This is a genomic window from Neobacillus pocheonensis (genome assembly GCF_050477905.1).
Lineage (GTDB): Bacteria > Bacillota > Bacilli > Bacillales > Cytobacillaceae > Neobacillus > Neobacillus pocheonensis_A.
In genome coordinates this window covers 1-20276 of record NZ_JBCNAD010000008.1, presented here as the reverse complement: position 1 = coordinate 20276, position 20276 = coordinate 1, and the positions used below count along the sequence as shown (strand labels likewise).

The window sequence follows — 20276 nt, the reverse complement described above, 5'->3', positions numbered from 1 at the left end:
CGATTAACAATGAGAGGATGGGATGAAAGGATGTCGTTAGAGTGGTTTGACAGAGTTTGTGGGGAGTTGCAGGAACATCTGGAGTCGATTTGTGAAGAATATGATAAGGTCGGCCAAATGACCATTGAAAGAGCAGCTAAACATCCAAGGATCGAATTTTTCATCGATACAGCCGATGTTGATACCGAAGAACTGGATCGTGAATATTTCTGCACCTTGTTCTTTGACCCGCAAAACGAAGAGTTTTATATTGATACCTTTGATGTTGACAGCGGGCATACCGCAAAAATCATCCTATCAGACATTGAGGAGATTATCGAAGAGGTTCACGAGAGTCTTCATGATTACATGAACGGCGATGATCACTATACAGAGGATGGAGTCTATCTCCAAACCGAGGAAGTGTATGATGATGAAGACGATTGTGAAACCGTTGATGATGTAGACGAGTACTACCAAGCTGAGCAAATCAACAGCGACGACATTTTTGAGGAAATTGATGTCGACTGGTCAACACCTGAGGTTACCGCCTTTAAGCATGAAGATGAAGTTGAAATCACCTATCAATTTGGTGTCGTTCAAGCGACTGGTGATGGTGTCCTCAAACGGGTAAACCGCATTTGGACGACCGAAGATGAATTAATCAAAGATGAATCCCATATTATCTTTAGTAGGGAAGAAGCAAGCACCATCATTGCAATGATTGCGAGCCATATGGATCAACTTAGTGAATTCAATTTTGATGATTATCAATAATAAGGAGGAGCATGCCATTTTTGCGCATGCTCCTTTATTTATTCAGTTGAATAATCGATCTCAATTAAGTCCCATGCAGTTATGATGCCAAGTGGTTTCTCTTCGGCATTTCCATTTTCCGTAATCAGAATGCCTTCTAATTTCTTTTTTCTCTTATGGTATTTTTCAAATATATTTTCTACTTCAAAAATATTGGTGTCTTTTGTGACAAAGTCAATTGGATGTTCCTTTTCGTATTTCATAATATCGGATACATGAATATCCGATAAATTCACTTGATTGCATTCCATATTTTGCGCCATCCATTTTACTATGGAACTTGCTGTCAAAAGACCGATGCATTTTTTATTTCTGTAAATTGGAAACTTAGAATAACCATGTTCTTTAATCGCTGATGTCACTTTTAAAATACTTTCTTGATAATCGAAGAACACGACATTTTTCGTGGCAATGGAAAGTGCATAATTAGGACGGTTCAAAACATTAGCGATTTTTTCAATATGATTGACCACCTTAGCATTTGGCTCGGCAATATAAAACCCAACTTCCATTTTTTCATGAACGATGGCATTTCTCAATCTTGCATATTGCTCTAAATCCTTCTTAAAGGTTTCAATGATTTGATATTTTTTAGCACCAACCTTCACTAGCACTACGAATCTGTCATCATTAATTTGAACTATATCTCGAAGTGCCTCATGCACTTGATTAAAGGCAACCTCAAATCGTTCTGATAGCGGATGTCCATTTTTATTGACCTGTTTCATTTCCCTCTCCCATTTGCAAACACATTTTTATATTAATTATATAACGATTATTTTTATAGGAAAATCAAATCTTTCATTTTCCTTCCCCTTCATTGATTGGTTAAAATGGTGACAATCTTATCCTCAATCTTCTTACCCTTCGATTCATCTAGCAGGTTGTTTAACAGAATCGAAAAAATTAAAGTCTGTCCACTTTTCGTATTTACATAACCTGACAACGAACTAACGGTTGATAATGACCCCGTTTTTGCTCTCACTTTGCCTTGAATCTCTGGACTTTTCAACCGGTTCCTTAATGAACCGCCTACCATTTTATCTTGGGCTCCTGCCAGTGGGAGGGCATTTAGATAAGAAGAAAACCATTTTTCCTTTTGGACTGCAAATAACAGCTGCGAAAGTTGATTGGCAGGAATCAAATCGACATGTGATATGCCTGATCCATCTCTAATCACCATCGTATTCGGACTAACACCAAATTTAACCACCCCCGATTTCATAACCTCCAGCCCTTTTTCCCAACTTCCTTCCCCTTTGACCACCCTCCCCATTTCCTTGATCAAGACTTCCGCATGTACATTATTGCTTAGTTTTAAAAAAGGAACTAACATCTGCGAAAGGGGCATGGAGTGGTGGATGGACAAAATCCTGGCGGTGTCAGGTACCCTTCCCATTCTTATTTTCTCAGCCAATGAAATCCCGTGATTGGTTAAGGACTGTTGAAAAAGGGTTACAGCATATTTGCTTGGATCCCAGACGCCAACCCATTCTTTCTCAACCTTTGATTTCAGTGGTATGGTTCCTTTGATCAGGACAGTGTTTTTGGCATGTTCCCGTTCAACGATGATTTTCTTTTTACCGTCCGCTTGCACCGTTATTGCTTGATTTACTATTTTCACATACTTTGTTTTTGGGGTGACCATCACCTCGGGTTTGTCCCATCTATGTATGCCAGGTCGAACCTCAACCCTTACTGAACCTGAATCAAAATCTGTTGTCGGTGATGCCGTAAGAGCAGAAATTTGCGCCCCATAGTATGTCATTTCATCACTCCATGGCAGATCGAGTGAATATCTGACATCATCATACCAAGAATCATCACCAATCAAATTTCCTTTTATTTTTGTGATTCCTGATTTTTGAATTTCGGCGGCCAAGTTATCAAAATCTGATTTTAATAATGTCGGGTCGCCTTTTCCTCTTAAATAAAGGCTCCCTTGTAAAGTTTTATTTTTCACCGGACCGTCAGCATATACCTCCGTCGGAAAAGTATAATTCTCTCCCAGGACGTTAATAGCAGCGGCCGCAGTTAACAGTTTCATATTGGATGCAGGGCGTAGGCGAATATCGCCCTGATGCTGATAAAGAAGTTTCCCATCAGAAGCAGAGCGGATACTGACTCCGGCTAGTGCTCCCTGCAAGGCAGGTTCGGCAGTTAGCAGTTGATCGAGTTGGTTTCTTAACGAAGTGTTGTTGTCATTTGCAGAAACTGGTTGATTATTAGGAACAAATACAGCCATCACCATACATAAAATTACGAAGCAGATTTTATACAAACTCGTTCCAGCCTTCCCTTTTTTCTTTTGGCTCTGTTAAACTAGTCTGTTGATTTCCGCTTCAGGCGCGAGCGGTTCGCGGGCGTGCCGGGGAGCCTCCTCGTCGCTTCGCTCCAATCAATGAACTTCGAAAATCAACAACGTTATTTTACATAGCTTTTCTTTTAAGTATGTCCAAAAAAAGCATCGGTTCACACACCGATGCTTTTTTGCAACTATAATCTCGGATCAATCGGTTCTGCTTCTAAAGCTAGCACTCCTAACACACATTCGTGGTAGCGTTCCAAAGATTCTCTTTTGACAAACCTGTTTACTGCTTCAAGGCCCAGTGAAAATTCCTTCAGGGCATTCCGCTGCTTTTTACCGGCGTTTCTCAGCTTGAGCCGTGACAAATTCTCAGGCTGCAAATAATCCATTCCATAGATAATATGCAAGTATTTGCGGCCTCTTACTTTAATAGCAGGCTGCAAAAGCTTCCCTTTATTTCGCGCCACAAATGATTCGGGTTTAACCACAAAGCCTTCATGACCATCTTCCGTCATTTCTTCCCACCACTGAATCGCGGCGTTCATGGAATCTTCATCTGTTACCACCCGATATTCGGTTTCAATAAACAACGAAGAGAGCTCGCTAAATTCTTTATTCTTTCCCATATGCCACGTATGCGGCTTATTAAAAAAAGTCTCGGTGCTATGGGATAAAGTATGAAAGGGAGCGATTTGAATTCCTTCCAGCCCTTCCGTCTCCCAATAGTATTTTTGATACACCTCATTAAAAACTACGGCATTACTAATCTTTTCATCAACTTCCTGCAGCCATGCCTCAACTTCTCGACCATCTCCAAGGGCTGTTTGCAACTGCTCTCTTAATTTGCTCCTATCAAGCAGTGCCATTTCTCCAACGTGGGCATATTGCTTCATAATCAGCTCTTTTGCTTTCAAATTCCAAGGGAGGATTTCTGCATCAAGCAAAACGAAGTCCGTATTGTATTTTTCAAAATATCCACTTAGATCTTTATTCAATACTTGAAGAATTTGCTCTTCTAGTTTTTTCTGAAAAAATGCCCGTCCCGTCCGCGTGTAAATTGCCCCTAATGATTCCCTGCCAATATACTCTTTAGCTGCTTCCTTATTTTTAAAAAGAAACAAAATTCCACGACTGCCCATATGTTTTTTCTCGACGACCATCGTGTCGACACTGTTAGCCTGGTAGTATTCGAAGGCTTCCTTTGGATGCTCCAAATAACCTTCCAAGCTCGATGGTTTTGGCGTTGGACTCATCGTAGGAGGTAGAAAAACGATTTCCTCTAGTGGTAAAGTGTAATGGGAAAGGTCGTCCAAGGCGGCTTTGATCCCCTCTTTATAAATGCCAATCTCTCCGATTTGCTCGGTTAAGACGGAATAGCCATTAATAAATTTACCAAGATTCGGCGGTGCCAGTCTTTTTCTTTCCCACTCAAACAATGGATTATCTGGGACATTGGCATAATCCTCTTTTGCTGCAACCGACACAAATTGCTTTTCAGGATAACGATAAGCGGTTAAGCGTCCGCCAAACACAACACCTTGGTCAATGTTAAGCGTATTATTGACAAGCAATGGTTGCGGTTTTGGATCATGACCCCAGATAATCAATTCACTTGATTGATGCCCAATCGTCCAATCTTTGCGAATTGGCTTTTCATTTTCATCGAGGCCGTCCGAATCGCCATACCTGCAAAAATCAGATATCCGTTGCGATTGCTTGCCAATATAATGATCTTTAATACCAGCATGTGTGGCCACGACCACCTTGACTCCATTTTTCAGGATGATTAAATGCGATTTTGATGCTAAAAGCAATTCTTTGAACTCGCTTTTTAATTGGTCAGACGCTTCTTTTCCATTCGTTTTTTCAAATTCTTCAAATTCTGCTGCGAGCTTTTCATCGCCATGTGCGAGTTTGACACTGCGGCCATCCAGCCAGCGGGCAATTTTCCAACCATGATTGCTGTCGATCATATAAGCTAGACCGGCGTCTACATGTTTTTTGAAAAATCGCATGGAATCTAATGAACGTGGTCCGCGACTCATGACATCACCAAGAGATAGGATTTTTCGTCCCTCAGGGTGAATATAGAAACCTTCTTCGTTCTCCTCATAGCCAAACTTTTTCAATAACATGATAAATTCTTCGAAGCAACCGTGAATGTCTCCGATAAAATCAATACCATTGCCAAGGTTAACGTGCAAGGAGTTCATTTGGCGTCCTATCACAAGTTCCTTCAACTCTGCTTCATTTAAGATGTAAGTTCGATGAAAGCCTTCTTTTTTTATAAACCGCAATGTCCTTTTGAATTGTTGATATTGCTGCTTTATGCGATTTTTTCCGCGTGGGTTATCGCGCTGCTCATCACGTGCTATGAGTTCTTTTTCCGCCACGTTTAGGACAATTGCTACTACGGGTACATGATATTTCTTCCCTAATCGAATATAACGTTCACGATCATCTTCTTTTAAATGAGTAGCATCTATCAGTGTTAATTTATTTAAACGGCAGCGCTTGCCGATTAAATAATCCATCGCTTCAAACGCTTCGTTCGAGATCCGATAATATTCATCGAACAACGCATCCGCCTCATCCTTAGGCCTCTGATTCCAATTAATAAATTCAATATCACTTACAAGGACCCGGAATTGGTCCGAGCTGATGACTTCAGATGGTAAAAGGTTCTTTTCCTTAACCAGCCGATTTAATAATGTTGTCTTGCCACTATTTGATGGGCCGACAAATATAACAATACCTGAATATGGCAAATGTATTTTTGTCAAATTCACTTCCCCTCCTCTCTTGTAAAGATTGCCATTTGTGTTGGGTGGCCATAGAATGGATGCTCTTCACCTATTCCATGAAAACTCAACTGGTATGAAAAAGGGCTTGACCATTGCTCGCATCTTTCCTTAAACTCGGCTCTCGTCCACTCAAATCGGTGATCGCCATGTCTCATTGCTTCATCCATTTCATAAACGATATTGTATTCTTGATTGGGTGTGGTAACCATTAGCACGCCTGGCCGATAATCTTTAAAAATGGTTTCAAATATTTTGGGCAATCGATGTTCATCAATATGTTCAATAACTTCACATAAAATTATGACATCCTTATTGCTGAGGCGTTCATCCAAGTAAAACAAAGATCCTGTTATGGATTTTGGCTCCAGGAATCCTCGTTTTTCCTTTGACTGCTCAAATCTTTCCATTGCTCGTAACCGTGATTTGTTAGATGGTTCAACTGAAAATATCTCTTTAACGCCATCCACAAAACCCAGTAGAACCGAAAGCTTTCCTTCCCCAGCACCAAGGTCGACAATCGTTGCTTTGTTTGACAATGCGTTAACATGTTTTACAATCGCTTCATAACGGAGTTCATTTAATCGGATCTTTGTAGGTTTAGCATCACCTAGGTTTTTCGTTTCTTTTTCATAAAATCTTGATTGAGAAATCATGTTTTGAAAACGAAGCGAGCGTTTTAAAATCATCGATTTTAAAGGATGGGAGTTTAACCATCCTTCACCATAACGGTCAAGCTTTTCAATTTCCCTTTCATCGATATAATAATGTTTATAGTTGTCCATTACAGGCATTAAGATGGAAACATGTCTTAATGCCCTTTGCACGGTTTGCTTGCCTTTTATGGTGATAATCCTAGCTGAGCTTTTTTCTCGGATAAAACTTTTTCCACGTTCAATTTCAACCTGATAACCAATGGGTTTAAATAAGGCTTCGATTTCCTCATCACGTAAATCAGTAGCAACTGGTCCAAATGCCATTTCCATTTCAAATGAATGCTCCACCCATCCTGCATATTCTTCTCTCGGTTTGCCGTTTAAGGCTGTTCCCAACGCCTTACGGATAGCGGAAACGAAAATACTGCTGGCAGCAAATTCACGGTCATTTATGTAATGTGTTATATCATAGATGTCGGGTGAATTTTTCACTAATTCAATTGGATCTGGTTTAACATAAATTATGACCTGAACCTTGTCATTCGAAAATGTAGAATAAGCGAGTCGAACAGTAAGTCCTTTTTCGCTGCGTTCATAAAGATTATTTGGATTTTTTGCTAACAAATAGGAAACAGCCTCTGCCCCGGGCCCTTTTACAGATAAAGAAAGTTGCATTAAATCACTTCACTTTCATTTTAGAAATGGATAGTGTTATTTTATCAATAATTTCATTTCTATGGAATTATTGGAAAAATTCAAGGTGGGTATGTAATGTACTAATCAAGTTCATAAAAAATCCACCATTTGGTGGATTTTCTTTCTTTAAAATTCTTCATCATGCCAATATTTTTTGTATCTTGCTCGATAGCAGGCATCGCAGGTCGGAAATGAATGATCCCAAGGGAGTTTCTTTCCACAGTTTTTGCATTTTTTAACGAATTTTTTTATATCAGTTTTTAGCCGTTCCTGAACCTTATCACTGATCTCTTCCCGCAGCCTTTCCCAATAAAGGGCTCCCGTCCGTTCACCTAAGCGGTACAAAAATAAGAGATGAAGACCCACAGCCTTATAGCTTAGTTCTAGTTCCTCAAGACTTTTCTCCCTTAAAATTGGTTCTGGCAGTTCTCTCCCCTGAATGATGGCATACATTGTATTTTCCCATTGGTTAATGAGCAAAGGTTCATTTTTCGCAAATGGCAGGTGCAAAAAGCCGTATAAGTCCGTTAAGGAAAGTCGTGCTTCAATTTCGGTTCCAGCAATCTTTTCATAAAGCAATCTTTCCTCTGACAACGATGCCTTTTTTGTACCTTTAGGACTTTCAAACTTGCCCCACAATTCAAAAAAGGTTCCAAGATCGCGATAATAACGCTGAAATCGTTCGAAAACAGAATTAGTGGGAGCAATCGCAAAGGTATGAACCGGTGTGTCTTCCTGGTCCAATAAATTTCTCATTTTCTTAATATCACTAGTAAATGCAACCTTCCCGACATTATAAATCCCTTTTCGTCCCGCACGCCCGGCAATTTGCTTTACTTCTTGGGATGATAAAAGACGTCTTTTGGTTCCATCAAATTTTTCATTTTCTAAAAACACAATCCGTCGTATCGGCAGGTTCAGCCCCATGCCAATCGCATCTGTTGCTACGATGACTTTTGTCTTTCCCTTATTAAATTGTTCAATCTGTTTTTTCCTTGTTTCTGGCGGCATACTTCCGTAAATCATACTTACCGAGTGACCGTCATTTTGCAATCGAGAAGCCATTTCAAGGACTCTCCGTCTTGAAAAGCAAATGAGTGCATCACCTTTTTTTACATGTTTAATATGAAACTCTTTTGATTCAACATCTAGCGGTGTATCCCGAGTATATTCATGAATTTCGATATCTGAATCACCAAGCAGTTCCAACAGCATATTTTTAGAATTCCTGCTGCCAATAATGTGTACCACATTTGCATTCGCTTTCGTGATTGCCTTATACCATGCGAACCCTCGATCTTTATCGGTTATCATTTGGGTTTCGTCGATAACTACGACTTCATAAAATTCTTTTTCATGAAACATTTCAACGGTACAGGAAATATGATTGGCATTTGGATTTACTTTTTCTTCTTCACCGGTTTTCAGCGAACACGGTGTTCCTTCGGCATTTAATTTATCATAGACTTCCAGCGCTAATAATCGGAGTGGGGCTAAGTATAATCCACTATTTGCCTCCTTCATTTTTTCTAATGCGTGATGCGTTTTCCCAGTATTCGTTTCACCAATATGCAGGACATAGCGGGCATGTCTTTGTAAGGAAGGATCATATTCCGCTCCAAAGATATCCTGCATCATTCGATCTTCTTCTGCTTTTTTACGCTCAAGCTCCTCTTGTTCCTCCGCTTGCTTCCTTTCCCGTTCCCCAAGATCCTTTTCAAGGATTTCCAAATGAACATCCAAGTCGAAAGGCATTTCTGCTAGTTTTAATAAATCTGAAAGGTATTCTGCTTGAATATCTTCAATAAAATATCCCTCAACATCATATAAAAGCTCTGTAATGCTACCTTTTACAAAGGATGGAGATAATTTTTCGTGGAAGGTTTCAAAAAACTCCTCAATTATTGGATTAGGAATCTCTTCTAATACTTTTTGCGGGATGAATTCTGATAGGTATTCAGAAATTAAGCCTTCATAGACGTAAAAATAGGTTTGGTATTCAAAGTAGCTCCTGCCCCAATTAAAAGTTTTATGAATATCCCCAGTTAATTCTTCAAAAAATGTAGCCACTGTTGTATATGCAGAAGGGTTAAACCCACCTTCGTCCTCTAATTTTTCTTCGAGAGCAAACGTGTCTACCGATTTAAACTTCACATTGTTTTTTATATCAGAAGCTAACTGCTTGGCGACGAAATGGCGGACATAGAGATAGAATTTCTGATAATTCTCTTCGATGATGAGAGCTGCTTCTTCCTCAATTCCCTTCTGAATGATAATTCTCTGTTCTTCGGACTGCTTTTGCTCTTCTCGCTTAATAAAAAGTTCCTTCGCATCTTGATAACGTTTTGCCCATTCCTCTTTTTGATAGGATTCTTTTACCCATTTCATAACGTCAAAAGGCTGATACGCTCTCATTTCATCGCGAAAAAGCTTGTTGATCAGCTTGCGGTCGACCCCTTGAACTTCAAACCCTTTATCGCTCAAAAATTGCTTCTTTTCATTCTTTGGAACATCATTAGTGGATTTATTTAGCCAAACATTGATCCAGATTTGTTCGATATAATGGCTGCGATCGGCCAGGTATTGCTCAAAGGCTGGCAGGGATGCTTTTGTTTCTAGGTATCGATCAATATCTTCATATACCTTCTTTTTTGTATGTTCAATAGCTTGAGGGTAAATGGCTATTAATTTGCTCATGAATTCCACTCCTCAAATATTTGATTTTCTTTTTTCATAAAAGTTATGTATAATGTGGGTATAGATATTCATATAGTAAAAAAGACCGAGCATAACAAGACGCACTCGGTCATGCAATAGTTGGTTCCCTCAGGGGAATCGGCATATAAGGCAGTAATCCACCGCTTATGCTTGCCGGCTCAAGGGTGGATTATTTTTTTTTGTGGAAAGACAGGACCGTGACAATGAGACTAGCAAACGAAATAGCTAACGTCAATGCTTGAAAAACTGTCAAAAGCATCACCTCCTTTCACGGAGAGTGTGCCGTCCACCCTTGAGATTACTTATTCTATTGCATTTTTAATTATAGCATTAATCGATTTATCGAACAAGCGTTCTATTAAATATCATGTTTCATACAGTATTGATCAACCAAGTCTTCTATCTGATCCAATTCCGGGAACTTTCCTGAAAATTGAAATTGAATTTCCTCGATAAAATTATCTTTGTTATATACATGTATAGCACCATTCTGTTGAATAATACTATATTCCGGCACAAACCGGTACCCGTTTCGTTCTATTGCCCCCATAAATAGTCCCCTTTTAAACAATTTTTTTTAGTATAAGCAGAAAAGAGGAGGATAATCCCACAATAAAAAGAGACGGCACCCTAAAGGGAACCGTCCTGAATCAACGTTTAAGCTGTTGTATAAACCTCTTCCTTATTCATTTCATGACGAATTGTTGCCTGTGCGGCTGCCAATCGAGCAAGCGGCACGCGGTACGGCGAGCAACTGACATAATCTAAGCCCGTTCTGTAGCAGAAATCAATGGAGCTCTTTTCACCACCATGTTCTCCACAAATACCTGTTTTTAAAGTTGGTTTCGTGCCACGACCAAGCTTCACGCCTGTTTCCACAAGCTTTCCGACTCCTTCTTGGTCTAGAACTGCAAACGGATTTTCTGGAAGCACTTTGTTTTCGATATAAGCCTGAAGGAACTTACCTTCCGCATCATCACGGCTGTAGCCGAAAGTTGTTTGTGTTAAATCGTTCGTTCCAAATGAGAAGAAATCAGCCTCCGCGGCAATTTGGTCAGCTGTCAAGGCCGCACGTGGGATTTCAATCATCGTACCAATTGTATATTGGAATGTTTTCCCTGTTTCTTCTTGTACAAGAACTGCTGCATCAATGACTAATTGACGCATCTGCTTTAACTCATTCACATGGCCGACAAGCGGTATCATAATTTCAGGCTGAACTTCCATGCCTTTTTCAGCAAGCTTTGCTGCTGCATAGAAAATTGCCTTTGCCTGCATTTCATAAATTTCCGGGTGGATCATTCCTAGGCGACAGCCACGGTGGCCGAGCATTGGATTGAATTCATCTAATTGACGAACCTTTTTAAGCAATTGCTCTTTTTTCTTTAATTCTGGTGATTGAGGGTCTAATATTTGCAGCTTTGTTACTTCTACTAATAGCTCCTCTTTATCTGGTAAAAATTCATGTAAAGGCGGATCCAATAACCGGATTGTCACAGGGAATCCTTGCATCGCTTCAAAAATCCCTTCAAAATCGCCTTGCTGCATTGGCAGCAATTCTCCTAGAGCTTCCATTCTTTCACTGTAGTGCTCTGCTAAAATCATTTTTTGTACAATTGGAATACGCTTAAGGTCCATAAACATATGCTCCGTACGGCAAAGACCAATACCGCCTGCTCCAAATTCGAAAGCCTTCTTCGCATCTTCTGGATTATCTGCATTGGCACGAACGCCTAATTTTCGTTCTTGATCGGCCCAAGCTAGCAATAGTTGGAACTCATCAGATAGCTCAGGGTCAATCATTGGAATTTCGCCAAGCATGATTTCTCCAGTCGAACCGTCAATGGTAATAACATCGCCATAGTTTACGACCGTTTCTCCAATTGTAAATTGTTTTGTTTTTAAATCAATCTTTAACGCTTCACAGCCGCAAATACATGCTTTCCCCATCCCGCGAGCAACTACAGCAGCATGACTCGTCATTCCACCACGGCTTGTCAAAATAGCTTGAGAAGCAACAATTCCATGAATATCATCTGGAGTTGTTTCCGGGCGAACTAAGATCACTTTTTTACCATCATTCCCTAATTCTTCTGCTTCATCGGCATCAAAGACAACCTGTCCTGTTGCTGCTCCTGGTGATGCCGGCAAGCCTTTTGCTAGAATTCTTTTCTCGAATTTATCATCAATACGACGGTGCAGCAATTGGTTTAATTGATCTGGATCGACACGCATCAATGCAGTCTTTTTATTAATAATGCCTTCTTCCACCATTTCAACGGCAATCCGAATCGCCGCTTGTGCCGTGCGCTTTCCGTTACGGGTTTGCAAAATGAATAATTTGCCACGTTCAACGGTGAACTCGATATCTTGCATTTCTTTATAATGCTGTTCAAGCCGTTTAGATGTATCAGCAAATTGCTTAAAAACCCCAGGCATTTCATCCTGTAAAGTGGCAATCGGCTGAGGAGTGCGGATCCCTGCTACCACGTCTTCCCCTTGTGCATTAATTAAATATTCTCCATAAAGGATATGCTCACCAGTAGATGGATTTCTTGTGAACGCTACGCCTGTACCGGAATCATCACCCATGTTCCCAAACACCATACTTTGAATGTTAACAGCTGTACCTAAGTGATCAGGAATTTTATTGAGGCGGCGGTAAACAATCGCACGCTGGTTATTCCAAGAATTAAAAACGGCATTAATCGCAAGGAAAAGCTGTTCTTTTGGATCCTGCGGGAAGTCTTTCCTCGTATGCTTTTTCACAATTGCTTTATACCCGACAATAACCTCTTGCCAGTCTTCTGCGGTCATCTCTGGATCAGAGGAGTAACCTTTATGTTCTCTCGTTTCTTCTAAAAATTGCTCAAAGAAATACGTATCAATTTCAAGAACAACATTGCTGAACATTTGTATAAAACGTCGGTAGGAATCATTAGCAAAGCGAGCGTTATTCGTTAGTTTCGCCATACCGACTACAGTTTCATCATTCATACCAAGATTCAAAATTGTATCCATCATCCCAGGCATAGAAAAAACAGAACCGGAACGAACAGAAACGAGCAATGGATTTTGCGGGTCGCCTAGTTTCTTACCCATCTTCTCTTCTAAACGGCATAGAGCTTCTAATGTTTGCTTTTCTACGATGGTTGGAATTGTTTTGCTAGCTTCATAGTAAGCATTACAAGCTTGAGTCGTAATGGTAAAACCATAAGGAACCGGTAATCCAATACGAGTCATTTCTGCTAGATTAGCCCCTTTTCCGCCTAGCAATTCCTTCATATCGCCATTACCTTCGTGAAATAAGTAAACAAATTTCTCCATTTTTAAAAGCTCCTCTCTTTTTTCAACACGTCTAAAATTAACCCTGCAGTTTCTTCTACAGCTTTATTGGAAACATCAATGATTGGACAGCCAACACGCTTCATAATTTTTTCAGCATGGTCCAGTTCATCTAATATTCTCTCAAAACTTGCATAATTCGCCTGAGAGGCTAGCCCTAAGGCTTTTAGGCGTTCCTTTCGGATTTCATTTAATTTATCTGGTGAAATAATGAGTCCAATGCAATTCTTTCGTGGTACTTGGAACAATTCATCTGGCGGCGAAACTTCTGGAACCAACGGAACATTGGCTACTTTAAAACGCTGATGGGCTAAATACATGGACAAGGGTGTTTTAGATGTCCGAGAAACGCCAATAAGGACGATATCTGCCTTTGTAATCCCTCTTGGGTCACGGCCATCATCATATTTGACTGCAAATTCAATCGCTTCGATTTTTCGAAAATACTCTTCATCAAGCTTCCTCATTAACCCTGGACGATGGTGCGGTTGCTTGTTAAACCTAGAAACAAACGCATTCATCAAAGGACTGAGCAAATCTACTGCTAGAATTCCTTCTTCTGATGCACGCTGATCGATATATTCCTTTAAAGCAGGAACAACAATCGTATAAGCAATAATGGAGTGACCTCTTTTAGCCAGTAAAATGACATCTTCAATATCCTCAAAGTCATCCACATAGGAATTGCGGCGGATTTCAACATGACCTCCATTAAATTGAGTAGCCACTGCTTTTACAACAAACTCAGCCGTTTCCCCTACTGAGTCAGAAACTACATAGACAACCTCTTTCTGTACCAAAATGACAGCCTCTCCCCTTAGTGTGATTTTTCTTCCATAATTTCTAAATAGGCTCTAGTAATGGTCGTTTTAGTGATTCGCCCCACTAGCAAATATGTATTTTTTTGCTCATCCACTTCCTTTACAACAGGTAAGGAATCTATGTGGTTATTAATCATCTTTTTCGCCGCTTCGAGCAAGGTCTCATCTGGATTGATCGTAATGATATTCGGCATTCTGGTCATGATCACACTTACTGGCAATTCATGAAGATTCTTGTTTCCTAGTGATGCTCTGAGCAAATCTTTTCTTGAAATGACACCAGCCAAATTCCCTTGTGGATCAACCGCATAAAGCGTCCCAACATCCTCTAAAAATAATTGGACTATCGCATCGTAAACTGAAGTTGATTTTTCAACCACAATCGGGTGCGCCTTATAATCCGACACTTTCTGATGAACAAATTCTTTGGCCTGAAGCTTGACTTCAAAATTGTCATTAAAAAAATAACCAACCCGTGGTCTTGCGTCTAAATTTCCTGACATGGTTAAGATGGCGAGATCTGGCCTTAAAGCGGCTCTCGTTAAGGAAAGTTTCTCAGCGATTTCTTTTCCAGTGATTGGTCCATTGTGCTTTACTATTTCTAGAATCTCATCTTGACGTTTTGTAAGTTTAATCATTTACACCCCCTCGCTTTTCAAAAATGTAGTTTATTTTTTGCAATAATTTTAAATGTGTTATACTTATTTGTATATAGTATATTACATTTATCGAAAATCCGAAACAATAACTTATACTTTTTTTGTGTCAAAATGGAAAATAAATTTTTTCAAAAAATTAAGATTATTTCAATTTAAAAAATTCCCGCTATTGCTAGCGGGATTATTTCTGACAATTAGGGCAGTAGAACGTTTTTCTAGAAGAAATCGTTTCCATTGTAATTTTGTCTCCACATCGCTTACAGGTTTCCCCTTCTCTGTCATACACCTGACGTCTTGGATAAAAGCCCCCGGTTAAATGGTCTCCATCATATAGTGGATTTTCTAGATAACCACCATGTTTTAAGGCATCCTGAAGGACGATTTTCATCGAATGGAATAGTTGTCCAAGTTCCGTTTCGTTAATATCATCAATATCTTTAGTTGGTAAGATTCTAGCATGGAAACATATTTCAGCCGAATAACAATTCCCAATCCCCGCAATAAACTCTTGGTTAAGAAGGGTTGTTTTCAAGCGTCCATGCTTTTTACTAATTTTATTTAAAAAATCTTTTAGTGTGAAATCGAGTGCCAAGGGGTCTGGGCCCAAGTGTTCTAGTTCCTTTTCGACGTCTGATTGACTATGAAGATGAAGATATCCGAGCCGCAGGCCGATAAAATACAAATGGTTTGGGCCGAAGGATAATCGTACCTGCACTGTTCGTTTTGGCTTGTCCGCCTCTGTTCCATAAAACATCCAGCCACCTAACATTAAATGCAAGAGGAGAGTTTGCCCGTTTTGCAGCTGAAAAAGGAGATGTTTGCCTTGCCTGTTTACGTTGAGGACTTTTTGATTTAAAACGGTTTTGATAAAGATAGCAGGATTTATATTGATGGATTTTTCACGATTTAATTGGACCTCTGTAATTTCCTGACCTGCTATCCTCTCGTTTAAAAGAACTTTATAGTTTTCCATTTCGGGGAGCTCTGGCATAAAACAAATACCTCCACATCATGACCATTTCTATCATTATGGTTCCCAAAAACACAAAAAAACCGAACAAGTGCTTGTTCGGTTAATTCTATACGTGATAATGGGCCTAAATGGACTCGAAGCATCGACCTCACGCTTATCAGGCGTGCGCTCTAACAAGACCCAAATGGAGCGGGAGATGGGAATATTCAAGAAAATGAAGTTCTTATTTCGGAAGTCCATGCAGCTGATTGGCAATTTTAAAATAGTAGTCATTAATTTCTCTAATGCCAATTGCATGGGCTTCACTGATCCCGACAAAATCGAAGTGATCCCAAGTAAATTGAACAGGATAATAATTCCATATCCCCTTTTGAATCGTTCCTTCATACGGTTTATTTGCCTGTCCAAATGGGAATTTCGAAGAAACTACGTTAACGATTCCATCATTTTGCCACCAAGATTTATCAATTAGAGGTGTTTGGCTATTTCTAGTATATGATCCGATAAATAGACTTGGTTCCCATAACAGAGGGGTCATGGTTAAAAGTGGATAATAATGGTCGGTCAATAATCCTTTATAGGAGGCATCGCCCGTATAGGAGAAATAATAGACATCTGGCTGTGCTTTTACCCAGGTATTGAGTTCTGCAGCACCCTCAGTGTTAAGGTCATAGGAACTTATATCATTACTTGTCCAAACAGGGCTATTCATGACCCTATCCATATAAGAAAGGAACGTTTCTTCTGGGGAGCGCTTTAACCCCCATTGGTCCATCTTGAAATCATAAACAATGTTTTCCCCGCCTGCTCCAGATAGGGCAGCAAAATTAGTTACCATGCTTTTCACAAGCGTTTTTACTCCTTCTGCATCGGCATACGTTGAACCATTATTTGGTGTAGCGATAGTGGTCACACTATGAACCCAATGCTTCCCTCCCTCAAAAAGAGGTGAAATTCCTTCCTCTGGATGTGCCTTATAATATTCTTGTTCAGTCTCACTCCCATTTTCCAAAAGCTCTGTGAGCGTTCTGATGGTTTGTCCGCCCATACTGTGCCCAACAAGGTGTATTTTACTTTTTCCATTCCATTCGCTATAGAGGCCTGGAAATGTCTGCCCATACCTTTCATGCCCATACTTTTTGGCATGTGCGGCCCCGTAATCAACAGTTCCACCTTTAATATAGTAATAAAGTTCAACTGCCCTGTCCCAGTTACTAGAAATGGGACCAACCACAGCAGTATAAGTTCTGTGACCGCTATTATTCAAATATTGTTCAAGATCATTCAATCCACCCCAATATTTGAAACCAAACATTTCATCTCGTCCCCACCCTGTAAGACCATGAACCAATACGATAGGATAATCATTCCCGGAAATTTCTGTTCCTGTCTGAGATTCTGCTCGTGTTGAATAAGTTGGAATGAGAGAGCAACATAAAAGAAAGGCTGGAAAGAAATATCGAAAATTTAATTTCAACCCTTTTTTACCTCCTTTGCTAATATTTGTAATTTTCAGAACCACACATTTATTTTAAATGAAAATAAACAAAAAAGGACCCTACATTTGTAGGAGTCCCACACTAAATATTTTGCATTTTGTCAGTCTTATTTGCATTAGGAATTTCATTTGGGATATCAATAGATCGCTTTAGCGATTCTGTTCCAGAATGAAAATAGCAATTCAACTGCCCCTTACCCACTTGCAGTAGCTATTTTAATGGGGGTTATTGGAGCTGGTTCTATTTTTATTTTTGGAGCTTTAAAAATTACAGGACCATCTGCAATCTTTTTCGTTTTAGTTTTTGCAATGACAATGCTTTATGTTTGTGAAACAATGGCAACTGCCGCCAATCGAAAACAGTCACCCTCAATAAAAAATGTTCCTGAAATTGAAGAGTTTCCAAGTATACAGAATGAGATTATTACTTTGCAAAAATCCCTTCAAATAGATGCAAGAGTCTCTCAATTAAATTATACCGCGCTTTAATGAAATAACTAAAGCCTGAATTCTCACTTACAACTCCGAAAAATTAGGCTTGCATCCACATGGTTTTTTATTTACCTTCATTTGTTACATGTTTTTTCCCTAGAGTTATAGTAAGATATGGTAGAAATAAACTATAGAAAGGATACATCCAGAATGTCATATAAAATGATTGTACTAGATTTAGATGATACATTATTACAGGACGACCACACAATTTCTTCCCGCACCAAACAAGCATTAATGGATGCACAGGTATCTGGTATAAAGGTTGTGTTAGCATCTGGGCGCCCTACTTCCGCGATGATTCATATTGCTGAAGAATTGCGTTTAAAGGATTATGGTAGTTTTATTCTATCTTTTAATGGTGCAAAAATTACTAACTGCCAAACAGGTGAAGAGCTGTTTAGCAGCACTTTATCACCCAACATGGTCCACTACTTGTATGAGGTAAGCCGTAATGAAGATGTGTGGATTCACACGTATGTTGGGGACTATATTGTTACTGAAGCGGGGAATCAATATACAGATGTTGAAGCAGCCATTACAGGCCTTGAAATTTTTGAAGTAAATAGCTTTATTGACTCGGTTAACGAACCAGTGGTCAAAGTGTTAATGCTTGAGGAGCCTGAAAAGCTTGCTTTGGTTGAAAAAAAGCTGCAGAAACAATTTACTGGGGAACTTAGTGTCATGCGCTCAAAGCCATTCTTTTTGGAGTTTACTGAGGAAGGTGTAACAAAAGGTACAAGCCTTAATCACCTGATTGGAAAGGTTGGAATTTCGCGTGAAGAAGTGATCGCCATCGGTGATAGCTATAATGACCTAGCGATGATTGAGTTTGCAGGGCTTGGCGTGGCAATGGGCAATGCTCCTGATGATATTAAGGATAAGGCCGACTATGTCACCGACACGAATATGAATGATGGTGTAGCCAAGGTTGTAGAAAAATTTGTGCTGGGAATGCCAGTGGTTGTTTAGGCTAAACACTGTAGTTTTTGAGCATTTTATCCTGGTATGGGATCCATTGGGATTCTTGTAAAATAACTCGCAAATTAGTAGAATTCCACTATCTAGTTTAGACATAACACAATAAAACATTCTTCCATCTTCAAGGTGAAGAACGAACCTCACAATAACAAAAAAACTCTCACAAACATTGCTGTAACAACATTTGTGAGAGTTTTTTACATTTCTAAAATAAGCCCGGTTTGATCTAAAGATACCGATAGCCGGGTTGAAAGGGACTTTATCGGTTGTAACAATCGTGGTTTTGGTAGCAATTTTCAACTCGTCTTCAAAAAAGAGAATTCTTCGTTTGCTCATGGCACACTATTCCTTACACACTTTTTGTGGTTATTTTGTCGTGTGAAGAAAACACAAAGAAAGCTTTACACAATTAAGTGCAAAGCTTGATTTGATAGCTTTTCATGATACCGATGGTCGGGGTCGAACCGACACTCCTCACGGAACACGATTTTGAGTCGTGCGCGTCTGCCAATTCCGCCACATCGGCAAATAAAAACTACAGGGGCAGTAGGAATCGAACCCACACTGAAGGTTTTGGAGACCTTAGTTCTACCTTTAAACTATGCCCCTAAATGGTGGAGGGGGACGGATTCGAACCGCCGAACCCTGAGGGAGCGGATTTACAGTCCGCCGCGTTTAGCCACTTCGCTACCCCTCCAAAAAGGAAAAAATATGGCGGAGGAAGAGGGATTCGAACCCCCGCGCGGTTTAACCCGCCTGTCGGTTTTCAAGACCGATCCCTTCAGCCGGACTTGGGTATTCCTCCGTTTTAGAAAAAACAATTTGGTAGCGGCGGAGGGGATCGAACCCCCGACCTTACGGGTATGAACCGTACGCTCTAGCCAGCTGAGCTACACCGCCAAATTGAATATTAGATTATGGTGGAGCCTAGCGGGATCGAACCGCTGACCTCCTGCGTGCAAAGCAGGCGCTCTCCCAGCTGAGCTAAGGCCCCATAACTTTTAAAAACTTTTGGCTGGTCGGGAAGACAGGATTCGAACCTGCGACCCCTTGGTCCCAAACCAAGTGCTCTACCAAGCTGAGCTACTTCCCGAAATAATGAAACTTATTTTGCTTTCGCAAAAAACTTTGGTGCCGAGGACCGGAATCGAACCGGTACGGTAGTCACCTACCGCAGGATTTTAAGTCCTGTGCGTCTGCCAGTTCCGCCACCCCGGCACATTTGGAGCGGAAGACGGGATTCGAACCCGCGACCCCCACCTTGGCAAGGTGGTGTTCTACCACTGAACTACTTCCGCATTATGAAAATTTATTTTGCAATTACAAAAAATTTGGTGCGGGTGAAGGGAGTCGAACCCCCACGCCTTGCGGCGCCAGATCCTAAGTCTGGTGCGTCTGCCAATTCCGCCACACCCGCAAAATATAAAGGTGCCGGCTAGAGGACTTGAACCCCCAACCTACTGATTACAAGTCAGTTGCTCTACCAATTGAGCTAAACCGGCTTATTAAAACAGCCTGGCAACGTCCTACTCT

General features: G+C 40.3%; 15 protein-coding genes and 11 tRNA genes. 3 read left to right on the top strand and 23 right to left on the bottom strand.

The features are described 5' to 3' along the window. The first annotated feature begins 30 nt into the window (after positions 1-30). Positions 31-756, top strand: coding sequence for a hypothetical protein (locus ABES02_RS04575; protein ID WP_430131365.1), 726 nt, complete (start codon positions 31-33; stop codon positions 754-756). A gap of 38 nt (positions 757-794) precedes the next feature. Here the strand turns inward: ABES02_RS04575 and ABES02_RS04570 are convergent, their stop codons facing one another. From ABES02_RS04570 to ABES02_RS04515, 12 genes are all read right to left on the bottom strand, one after another. Next, positions 795-1523, bottom strand: a complete 729-nt coding sequence (locus tag ABES02_RS04570; protein WP_430131362.1) for a CBS domain-containing protein — start codon at positions 1521-1523, stop codon at positions 795-797. An 89-nt stretch (positions 1524-1612) separates the two neighbouring features. Next, positions 1613-3046, bottom strand: a complete 1434-nt coding sequence (gene dacB, locus ABES02_RS04565; protein WP_430132357.1) for a D-alanyl-D-alanine carboxypeptidase/D-alanyl-D-alanine endopeptidase — start codon at positions 3044-3046, stop codon at positions 1613-1615. Positions 3047-3291: 245 nt separating this feature from the next. Then, complete coding sequence (locus ABES02_RS04560) at positions 3292-5886, bottom strand: polynucleotide kinase-phosphatase (RefSeq protein ID WP_430131360.1); 2595 nt, start codon at positions 5884-5886, stop codon at positions 3292-3294. 2 nt (positions 5887-5888) lie between these two features. Beyond that, entirely contained in the window at positions 5889-7235 is a 1347-nt protein-coding gene (locus ABES02_RS04555) for a 3' terminal RNA ribose 2'-O-methyltransferase Hen1 (protein ID WP_430131358.1), read from the bottom strand. 147 nt (positions 7236-7382) lie between these two features. Beyond that, a complete protein-coding gene (locus tag ABES02_RS04550; protein ID WP_430131355.1) occupies positions 7383-9953 on the bottom strand; it encodes a DEAD/DEAH box helicase in 2571 nt (856 codons plus the stop codon). Positions 9954-10143: 190 nt separating this feature from the next. Further along, a complete protein-coding gene (locus tag ABES02_RS04545; RefSeq protein ID WP_373463196.1) occupies positions 10144-10233 on the bottom strand; it encodes a putative holin-like toxin in 90 nt (29 codons plus the stop codon). A gap of 99 nt (positions 10234-10332) precedes the next feature. Beyond that, positions 10333-10524: a YbxH family protein gene (locus ABES02_RS04540; RefSeq protein ID WP_430131352.1), complete on the bottom strand. Its 192-nt coding sequence runs from the start codon at positions 10522-10524 to the stop codon at positions 10333-10335. 107 nt (positions 10525-10631) lie between these two features. After that, a complete protein-coding gene (gene ppdK / locus ABES02_RS04535) occupies positions 10632-13301 on the bottom strand; it encodes a pyruvate, phosphate dikinase (protein WP_430131349.1) in 2670 nt (889 codons plus the stop codon). A gap of 2 nt (positions 13302-13303) precedes the next feature. Continuing rightward, positions 13304-14119, bottom strand: a complete 816-nt coding sequence (locus tag ABES02_RS04530) for a pyruvate, water dikinase regulatory protein (protein ID WP_430131346.1) — start codon at positions 14117-14119, stop codon at positions 13304-13306. Positions 14120-14136: 17 nt separating this feature from the next. Continuing rightward, a complete protein-coding gene (locus ABES02_RS04525; protein WP_430131344.1) occupies positions 14137-14778 on the bottom strand; it encodes a helix-turn-helix transcriptional regulator in 642 nt (213 codons plus the stop codon). A 202-nt stretch (positions 14779-14980) separates the two neighbouring features. Continuing rightward, entirely contained in the window at positions 14981-15790 is an 810-nt protein-coding gene (locus ABES02_RS04520; protein WP_430131341.1) for an Fpg/Nei family DNA glycosylase, read from the bottom strand. A gap of 205 nt (positions 15791-15995) precedes the next feature. Further along, a complete protein-coding gene (locus ABES02_RS04515; RefSeq protein WP_430131338.1) occupies positions 15996-17249 on the bottom strand; it encodes an esterase/lipase family protein in 1254 nt (417 codons plus the stop codon). A gap of 240 nt (positions 17250-17489) precedes the next feature. Between ABES02_RS04515 and ABES02_RS04510 the strand changes: the two genes are divergently transcribed. Next, on the top strand, positions 17490-17759 hold the full coding sequence (locus ABES02_RS04510) for a hypothetical protein (RefSeq protein ID WP_430131335.1): 270 nt from the start codon (positions 17490-17492) through the stop codon (positions 17757-17759). A 153-nt stretch (positions 17760-17912) separates the two neighbouring features. Further along, positions 17913-18734 carry a Cof-type HAD-IIB family hydrolase gene (locus tag ABES02_RS04505; protein ID WP_430131332.1) on the top strand — a complete coding sequence of 274 codons (822 nt, stop codon included), beginning with the start codon at positions 17913-17915 and terminating at the stop codon, positions 18732-18734. A 453-nt stretch (positions 18735-19187) separates the two neighbouring features. On the opposite strand, the gene ABES02_RS04500 is transcribed toward ABES02_RS04505, so the two are convergent. The 11 genes from ABES02_RS04500 to ABES02_RS04450 all read right to left on the bottom strand — a co-directional run bounded on the left by ABES02_RS04500 (position 19188) and on the right by ABES02_RS04450 (position 20245). Then, a tRNA-Leu gene (locus ABES02_RS04500) sits at positions 19188-19269 on the bottom strand. A gap of 12 nt (positions 19270-19281) precedes the next feature. Beyond that, positions 19282-19352, bottom strand: a tRNA-Trp gene (locus ABES02_RS04495). Positions 19353-19355: 3 nt separating this feature from the next. Then, a tRNA-Tyr gene (locus ABES02_RS04490) sits at positions 19356-19440 on the bottom strand. A 15-nt stretch (positions 19441-19455) separates the two neighbouring features. After that, positions 19456-19548: transfer RNA gene (locus tag ABES02_RS04485), tRNA-Ser, on the bottom strand. 18 nt (positions 19549-19566) lie between these two features. Beyond that, positions 19567-19643: transfer RNA gene (locus ABES02_RS04480), tRNA-Met, on the bottom strand. 18 nt (positions 19644-19661) lie between these two features. Then, a tRNA-Ala gene (locus ABES02_RS04475) sits at positions 19662-19737 on the bottom strand. Positions 19738-19759: 22 nt separating this feature from the next. Next, positions 19760-19836: transfer RNA gene (locus tag ABES02_RS04470), tRNA-Pro, on the bottom strand. Positions 19837-19872: 36 nt separating this feature from the next. After that, positions 19873-19961: transfer RNA gene (locus ABES02_RS04465), tRNA-Leu, on the bottom strand. Positions 19962-19966: 5 nt separating this feature from the next. Continuing rightward, positions 19967-20041, bottom strand: a tRNA-Gly gene (locus tag ABES02_RS04460). A gap of 34 nt (positions 20042-20075) precedes the next feature. After that, positions 20076-20160, bottom strand: a tRNA-Leu gene (locus ABES02_RS04455). A 12-nt stretch (positions 20161-20172) separates the two neighbouring features. Further along, positions 20173-20245: transfer RNA gene (locus ABES02_RS04450), tRNA-Thr, on the bottom strand. Positions 20246-20276: the final 31 nt, after the last annotated feature.

Excerpts from the sequence above, each read along its gene's own strand:
- ppdK (WP_430131349.1), bottom strand. The coding sequence starts at position 13,301 with ATGGAGAAATTTGTTTACTTATTTCACGAAGGTAATGGCGATATGAAG.
- ABES02_RS04510 (WP_430131335.1), top strand. The coding sequence starts at position 17,490 with ATGGGGGTTATTGGAGCTGGTTCTATTTTTATTTTTGGAGCTTTAAAA.
- ABES02_RS04575 (WP_430131365.1), top strand. The coding sequence starts at position 31 with ATGTCGTTAGAGTGGTTTGACAGAGTTTGTGGGGAGTTGCAGGAACAT.
- ABES02_RS04505 (WP_430131332.1), top strand. The coding sequence starts at position 17,913 with ATGTCATATAAAATGATTGTACTAGATTTAGATGATACATTATTACAG.
- ABES02_RS04570 (WP_430131362.1), bottom strand. The coding sequence starts at position 1,523 with ATGAAACAGGTCAATAAAAATGGACATCCGCTATCAGAACGATTTGAG.
- ABES02_RS04525 (WP_430131344.1), bottom strand. The coding sequence starts at position 14,778 with ATGATTAAACTTACAAAACGTCAAGATGAGATTCTAGAAATAGTAAAG.
- ABES02_RS04555 (WP_430131358.1), bottom strand. The coding sequence starts at position 7,235 with ATGCAACTTTCTTTATCTGTAAAAGGGCCCGGGGCAGAGGCTGTTTCC.
- dacB (WP_430132357.1), bottom strand. The coding sequence starts at position 3,046 with ATGGTGATGGCTGTATTTGTTCCTAATAATCAACCAGTTTCTGCAAAT.
- ABES02_RS04550 (WP_430131355.1), bottom strand. The coding sequence starts at position 9,953 with ATGAGCAAATTAATAGCCATTTACCCTCAAGCTATTGAACATACAAAA.
- ABES02_RS04545 (WP_373463196.1), bottom strand. The coding sequence starts at position 10,233 with ATGCTTTTGACAGTTTTTCAAGCATTGACGTTAGCTATTTCGTTTGCT.
- ABES02_RS04540 (WP_430131352.1), bottom strand. The coding sequence starts at position 10,524 with ATGGGGGCAATAGAACGAAACGGGTACCGGTTTGTGCCGGAATATAGT.
- ABES02_RS04520 (WP_430131341.1), bottom strand. The coding sequence starts at position 15,790 with ATGCCAGAGCTCCCCGAAATGGAAAACTATAAAGTTCTTTTAAACGAG.